Genomic DNA, 4,200 nt, shown 5'->3' with positions numbered 1-4,200 from the left:
AAGAGGGTTTCAATCTTGGGAGAGTTAGGCCGTGAAGTAAATACAAGTTCAACAAGACAAAAATTTCTACAAAAAGTAGCAAAGGAAGTCAGGGTGTTGGATTAAGGAAAAGAAAGTAAATGACGGTTATTATCAAATCAATGGAAACTCCTGAAGAGATAGAAGGTAAATCCCTCGTTCACTGGCAAACGTGGAGAGAGGCTTATGATGACCTTTTGCCTGCAGAATTTCAGGAGACAATGACATTAGAAAGGTGTCGATTCTTTAGTAAAAAGTATCCAGAAAATACATTGATTGCGATGGATGGTATGAAGGTAGTTGGTTTTATCAGTTATGGCAACTTTCGTGATGAGACTATTCAAGCTGGCGAAATTATTGCCTTATATGTTTTAAAAGACTATTATGGAAAAGGCATCGCACAAAAGTTAATGAAAGTAGCTTTGACTGCTCTTGATCATTTTTCTGAAATTTTCTTATGGGTATTGAAAGATAATAAGCGAGCCATTGCTTTCTATCAAAAAATGGGTTTTACTTTTGATGGACAAGAAAAAATACTTGAACTTGGAAAGCCTATAAAGGAAAAACGAATGGTATTTTATTCTAAATAATTTTAAAAAGTAGAATCTAGAATCTCTGGTACCAAGTCTGAAAATTTAATAAATTAGAAAGCGAGAAAATATGTCCCGTTCCCAATTAACGATTTTAACAAACATTTGTCTGATTGAAGACCTCGAAACTCAGCGCGTGGTTATGCAGTATCGCTCTCCTGAAACCAATCGCTGGTCTGGTTATGCCTTTCCTGGAGGTCATGTAGAAAATGGCGAAGCTTTCGCAGAGTCTGTCATTCGTGAAATATATGAAGAAACAGGGTTGACTATCCAAAATCCTCAACTTGTCGGTATTAAAAATTGGCCTCTGGATACAGGTGGGCGCTATATTGTCGTTTGTTATAAGGCGACTGAGTTCTCTGGTAGCCTTCGCTCTTCAGATGAAGGAGAAGTTTCTTGGGTGCAAAAAGACCAGATTCCAAACTTGGATCTGGCCTATGATATGTTACCCTTGATGGAGATGATGGAAGCTCCTGACAAATCTGAATTTTTTTACCCTCGCCGTACAGAAGACGATTGGGAAAAGAAAATTTTCTAGTCTTTTACTAAATAACCGAGCTGATCCAAGGCCTCCTCGATATAGCGGAGGTCTTGTTGTGTTTCAGCTTCGACTAGGTGGTAATGGATGCCATCTGTCAATTCAGACAGAGGTCTAAAGTCAGAATGTTCGACTTGTTCTAGAAAATGTTGCACATCTCTGCGACAAGACAGTTTAAGCAAGGTTTCAATTTCTCCATAAACGGGATGGTCAATCAAGGTATTTTGAACACGTCCACCATTATCTACGATAGCAAGGAGTTCTTGACCGATTTCTTCAACTTCATGTTTCACTTTGAAAAGTTTGTGAACATAAGGATTGGTATCAATTTGCTTATAGACGTAGCCACGATTAGTGGATAGGATAGGAGCGCCATCGGCTCTCAAAATTGCAATGTCTTGTACAATGACCTGACGTGTGACATGAAAATGTTCCGCCAAACTTTGGCCGTTGAGGGCTTTAGGAGCTTCTTTCAAGAGTTGGAGCAGGGCTTGTTTGCGATTTTTTGTCATAGTTCTTCCTTTTAACGGCGTTTTCGAAGCACTTTATAAACAGCTAGTGCTAATGTATAGTCTATCATACTATGGATAATTGTACCAAATCCAACTAGCACAAATAGAACATAAAACATATTTTCTACATTGGTACCGGAAGTTGCATAAAAAATGACACAGGCCAATACTTCAGCAAGGGCATGGACAAGCGCTAACACAAAGTTGAAAATCCAGGAAGCTTTTGGTTTATCAAGGGTTTCGGGGAATTTTTGTAGGTAAAGAGCTCCTAGAGTCCCAAAAAAGATATGGGAAAAAGCTCGAAATACGATAACCATTGGATAGCCAGCCATCAAAAATCCAAAACTAGAGGCTAGGATGACAAAAACAGCCATCAAGGGCGACAAGAACATGGCAATAAAAATAGCGATGTGGCTTCCCAAAGTGTAAGAAGCAGGAGGAATGACAATCTTAAAAGGCATAACAATTGGAATCAAAATTGCAATAGCCGTTAAAAGGGCAGTCATTGTCATAAATTGTGTTTTTTTCCGTATATTCATAAGAATCTCCTTTTTATCTGTATATACACTAGTATAGTACAATAAACAAGACAATAAAGCAAGGATTTACTTGAGTTTATAGGTCGTTTTTTTGTTAAAAGTTAGTAAAGATTTCACTAAAAAGAAACTGTATAGAGCAACATCTCCACCTTCAAGCTTGAAAGTGGAGATGTTTTTATTTTTTCAAAGTCTGTAGTCTTGGAACAATGGCTAGGGTTAGAACTGCGGAAATGACTAATTCGGCAATCGAATTTGTTGAGATAACAGTTGCTAGGAGTTTTTGGATATTACCATCAAAAACATTTCCAAAAAGGTAGAAAATTCCACCAAGTACAAAGACTGTGTTGGTAAGTGAACCTAGGGCACCAGCTAGAATCAGACCAGTTTTATTTTTCATCAGTTTATAGACTAGATACGGAGTTAAACCAATCAAAATACGTGGGACGATGGCAATGATAGCTGAGTAGATGTTTCCGTTTGGTACAAATGGTGAGAAGAGGTAGCTTGTAGGTAGAATCGTAATCGTATTAACTGTCAAGCTAAGAAGCCCCATCAAAAATCCAAGTGTAACCCCAACTCGTGGACCGTAAATAATGCTGGCAATAATGACAGGAATATGAACGATGGTCGGTTTGATTGGGAATGGAAAAAGGTTAAAGATAAGTGAGCTCAGAAAGTGAATCACGAGCATGGTTGCAAAAAAGATAGCAATAGGTGCAATGTTAGAGCGTTTTTTCATCGATAGTTTCCTTTATTCTTTCTAAAATAATTGTGAGGTCGGCTAAAGCTCCTCGTCCATAGTCTCCACAAGCTAGTAGGGATTCTTTTGGAGCAATCAGCTGATAGCCGTAGGTTTCTAATGTTTTCAGATTAGCCTGAGTTGCTGGATGGTCGTACATCTTTGTATTCATAGCAGGTGCGATGAGTTTTGGGATATGACTTGGCAAGGCTAGAGCCGTACAAGTTACCATGTTGTCCGCAAAACCATGGGCTAGTTTTGCAATAGTGTTAGCTGTTGCAGGGGCCACGATGAATAGATCAGTTTCTTTTCCAAGTTCGATATGATTGACTTGTTCAGGATAGGGTTCCTTCATGACATCTAAGTGGACAGAATTCTGTGAGAGTACCTGTAGTGTCAAAGGTTGGATAAACTCTGTAGCAGCCTGGGTCATTAAGACTGTGATCTGATGACCTTGTTTTTTTAGAGAACTGACTAAATCTGCCGACTTGTAAGAGGCGATTGAGCCCGTTACAGCCAAGAGAATATGTGCCATAGCTTTCCTTTCTAAGAATGATAGGCTTGAATTTTTTCAAGGAGGAGTTTTGCAATTTCTTCTTTAGTCTGAACTGTTTGAAGCTGATCTTTCTCAACAAAGATAGCTCTGTGCTGATTTACTGATATTTGAGTTAGGTCATTTGCTATGATTAAGTCTGCTTGGTTCTTGATAAGACTTTTTCGGGCAATCTCGATAAGATAATCTTCAGAGACATCAACCAGCAGTTTGAAGCCAATCAGATGAATAGCAGGATTCCATTCCTTGACTAGGGAGATGATTTTGGGTGTCTTTTTAAGGAACAAAACCTGAACCTCATCAGTTGAAGAAATCTTGGCTTGATGATTCTGCTTGTTTAAAAATTCTTCTAGATTGGAGCTAGCCTGAACTTCCTCAAGCCCTGTCATATAAACAGGAGTGTAGTCAGAAACAGCCATTGAGTGAATCAAGACCTGATAATCCTGAACCCGTTCTTTCATTTCAAGAAAAAGGTCATTCGTGTCTTTAATTTCTCTAATACTTAGGTTGGGATGGGCTTCTGGCTTCACAGCTCGTTTTGTCGTCATTAAACAAACTTCATGCCCTGCAGCAAGCAAGGTTTCAGTGATGATTTTGCCCAAGCGACCTGTAGAATGGTTAGTGATAGAGCGGACGCTATCGATGGCTTCACTGGTACCGCCCGATGTAACTAAAATTTTCATAGCACTATTGTACACAAAAATAAACGGT

7 protein-coding genes are annotated in these 4,200 nt (G+C 38.9%); 2 read left to right on the top strand and 5 right to left on the bottom strand.

Translation table 11 applies throughout. The annotated features are described in order from the left end of the window. Positions 1-119: 119 nt before the first annotated feature. Entirely contained in the window at positions 120-608 is a 489-nt protein-coding gene (locus ACLNCN_RS03725) for a GNAT family N-acetyltransferase (protein WP_125415754.1), read from the top strand. 70 nt (positions 609-678) lie between these two features. Then, positions 679-1,146 (top strand): 8-oxo-dGTP diphosphatase, encoded by a 468-nt coding sequence (locus ACLNCN_RS03720; RefSeq protein ID WP_125393311.1) that lies wholly within the window; start codon positions 679-681, stop codon positions 1,144-1,146. Here the strand turns inward: ACLNCN_RS03720 and ACLNCN_RS03715 are convergent. The 5 genes from ACLNCN_RS03715 to coaB form a co-directional block, all read right to left on the bottom strand. Continuing rightward, entirely contained in the window at positions 1,143-1,658 is a 516-nt protein-coding gene (locus tag ACLNCN_RS03715; protein WP_125415751.1) for a transcription repressor NadR, read from the bottom strand. The two genes, ACLNCN_RS03720 and ACLNCN_RS03715, sit on opposite strands and share 4 nt — an antisense overlap. A gap of 11 nt (positions 1,659-1,669) precedes the next feature. Then, entirely contained in the window at positions 1,670-2,197 is a 528-nt protein-coding gene (locus ACLNCN_RS03710) for an ECF transporter S component (protein WP_125415749.1), read from the bottom strand. Between the two features lie 175 nt (positions 2,198-2,372). Next, positions 2,373-2,936 (bottom strand): ECF transporter S component, encoded by a 564-nt coding sequence (locus tag ACLNCN_RS03705; RefSeq protein ID WP_000747412.1) that lies wholly within the window; start codon positions 2,934-2,936, stop codon positions 2,373-2,375. Beyond that, positions 2,920-3,471 carry a phosphopantothenoylcysteine decarboxylase gene (gene coaC, locus ACLNCN_RS03700; RefSeq protein WP_424844648.1) on the bottom strand — a complete coding sequence of 184 codons (552 nt, stop codon included), beginning with the start codon at positions 3,469-3,471 and terminating at the stop codon, positions 2,920-2,922. The genes ACLNCN_RS03705 and coaC overlap by 17 nt, the downstream gene beginning before the upstream one ends. Positions 3,472-3,482: 11 nt before the next feature. Further along, complete coding sequence (coaB, locus tag ACLNCN_RS03695; RefSeq protein WP_424844647.1) at positions 3,483-4,172, bottom strand: phosphopantothenate--cysteine ligase; 690 nt, start codon at positions 4,170-4,172, stop codon at positions 3,483-3,485. Positions 4,173-4,200 lie beyond the last annotated feature (28 nt).

It is taken from the genome of Streptococcus sp. CL8.13, assembly GCF_049737895.1.
The sequence above is the reverse complement of the archived record's forward strand: the minus strand, read 5'-3'. Positions and strand labels throughout refer to the sequence as shown.

What these genes read in the sequence shown, in the direction of transcription:
- ACLNCN_RS03725 (WP_125415754.1), top strand. Translation starts at nt 120, where the DNA reads ATGACGGTTATTATCAAATCAATGGAAACTCCTGAAGAGATAGAAGGT.
- ACLNCN_RS03720 (WP_125393311.1), top strand. Translation starts at nt 679, where the DNA reads ATGTCCCGTTCCCAATTAACGATTTTAACAAACATTTGTCTGATTGAA.
- ACLNCN_RS03715 (WP_125415751.1), bottom strand. Translation starts at nt 1,658, where the DNA reads ATGACAAAAAATCGCAAACAAGCCCTGCTCCAACTCTTGAAAGAAGCT.
- ACLNCN_RS03710 (WP_125415749.1), bottom strand. Translation starts at nt 2,197, where the DNA reads ATGAATATACGGAAAAAAACACAATTTATGACAATGACTGCCCTTTTA.
- ACLNCN_RS03705 (WP_000747412.1), bottom strand. Translation starts at nt 2,936, where the DNA reads ATGAAAAAACGCTCTAACATTGCACCTATTGCTATCTTTTTTGCAACC.
- coaC (WP_424844648.1), bottom strand. Translation starts at nt 3,471, where the DNA reads ATGGCACATATTCTCTTGGCTGTAACGGGCTCAATCGCCTCTTACAAG.
- coaB (WP_424844647.1), bottom strand. Translation starts at nt 4,172, where the DNA reads ATGAAAATTTTAGTTACATCGGGCGGTACCAGTGAAGCCATCGATAGC.